The organism is Vibrio sp. 2134-1 (genome assembly GCF_033339495.1).
Genome location: NZ_JAWOUS010000111.1, coordinates 1 through 1,142, shown reverse-complemented (window position 1 = coordinate 1,142; position 1,142 = coordinate 1). Strand labels below are relative to the sequence as shown.

Here is a 1,142-nt window from a genome sequence, read left to right as displayed (position 1 = left end):
ATTCGTGAAATCGAAGCGGCATTCGACATTTCTATTACTGGCAAACTGATGGATGCCATTGAACGTCGTGTGAAAGGCGAATAACTGAATTTATAGTACAGTTATAGTAGAGAACCAGACATTATCTTAAGCAAACTCATGCACATAGTCGCGAGTTTGCTTAAGTGCATTTACGAGTCTTAAAGGTCGGTATGAGAATGAACCTCACAAACCATTTTTTAGTAGCCATGCCTGGAATGAAAGATCCGTATTTCCAGAATAGCGTTATCTACGTTTGTGAACATAACGAAGAAGGCGCTATGGGCCTGATGATCAACGCGCCTGTTGATATCACCGTTGGCAACATGCTCAAGCAAGTTGACGTGCAGCCTGTTCACCCGCGCCTGTTTGAAGCCAGCTTAGATAGACCCGTCTACAATGGCGGTCCAATCTCAGAAGACCGTGGTTTTATTCTACATAAACCGAAAGATTACTATGAATCCAGCATTCAAATGACCGACGACCTTGCTGTCACCACTTCGCGAGATATTCTTTCCGTATTGGGGACAGAGGCTGAGCCAAGTGACTATTTGGTTGCTCTTGGTTATTCCGGTTGGAGTGCTGGTCAGTTAGAAAATGAACTGGTTGAAAACTCTTGGCTAACCATCGAAGCCACACCAGAAATCATCTTCGATACGCCCATTACAGAGCGCTGGAAAAAAGCGGTAGAAAAGCTAGGTATCGACCCAAGCCAATTGTCGGCAGACGCAGGTCATGCGTAACGCAACTGCCTTCCTTAACTTCCACTTCATTAAGATTTGAGACACTGTATGTCACGTACAATAATGGCCTTCGACTTCGGTACTAAAAGTATTGGTAGCGCGATTGGTCAAGAAATCACTGGCACTGCTTCACCACTGAAAGCGTTTAAAGCCAATGATGGCATTCCAAATTGGGATGACATCGAAAAACAAATTAAAGAATGGCAGCCAGACTTATTGGTCGTAGGCCTGCCAACGGATTTACATGGTAAAGATTTAGAAACCATCACCCCGCGTGCGAAAAAATTTGCGAAGCGTCTGCAAGGTCGTTATGGCTTGCCTGTTGAATTGCATGATGAGCGCTTATCAACTTCAGAAGCGCGCGCAGAATTGTTCAGTATG

The 1,142-nt window shown here is 44.7% G+C and carries 2 protein-coding genes; both read left to right on the top strand.

The features are described 5' to 3' along the window. Positions 1-197 precede the first annotated feature (197 nt). The gene (locus tag R7R78_RS24230; RefSeq protein WP_005461717.1) at positions 198-761 is read left to right on the top strand and encodes a YqgE/AlgH family protein; all 564 of its coding nucleotides are present in this window, start codon (positions 198-200) and stop codon (positions 759-761) included. Positions 762-809: 48 nt separating this feature from the next. After that, positions 810-1,142: Holliday junction resolvase RuvX (ruvX, locus tag R7R78_RS24225; RefSeq protein WP_225474387.1), on the top strand; the 333-nt coding region annotated here is incomplete at its 3' end.

Excerpts from the sequence above, each read along its gene's own strand:
- R7R78_RS24230 (WP_005461717.1), top strand. The coding sequence starts at position 198 with ATGAACCTCACAAACCATTTTTTAGTAGCCATGCCTGGAATGAAAGAT.